Origin of the sequence: Streptomyces sp. BE303, from assembly GCF_036290945.1 — a bacterium.
Lineage (GTDB): Bacteria > Actinomycetota > Actinomycetes > Streptomycetales > Streptomycetaceae > Kitasatospora.
Genome location: NZ_JAQYWZ010000078.1, coordinates 1 through 341, shown reverse-complemented (window position 1 = coordinate 341; position 341 = coordinate 1). Strand labels below are relative to the sequence as shown.

At 75.7% G+C, this 341-nt stretch carries 1 pseudogene; it reads left to right on the top strand.

The window, feature by feature from the left end:
• Window positions 1–341 (top strand): annotated as a pseudogene (locus PUR56_RS00275) (LuxR family transcriptional regulator); the annotation flags it as partial.

The window sequence follows — 341 nt, the reverse complement described above, 5'->3', positions numbered from 1 at the left end:
TGGGCGCCGACGGCCTGCGGGTCCTGGTGGGCGGCTGCCACCCGTTGCGTGAACCGCTGGCCTACGGGCCGGTGATCGCCTCTCTGGGGGGGTTCGGGGACATGCTACCGCCGGCGCTGCTGCTTGGCGCCTCGGGCGGCGCGCTAGCGCCGCTGCTGCCGGATCTGGCCGACGCTCTGCCCGCGGAGCCGCCGCCGGCCGTACCGGGCGCGTCAGGGCCCGTCGTGAAGCGGTGCCGGGAGGTGTCGGCGGTCAGGACGCAGCTCGATGAGGTGGCACCGGTGGCGCTGGTGGTGGAGGACGTGCACTGGGCGGACGAGGCGACCCACGAGCTGCTGCGC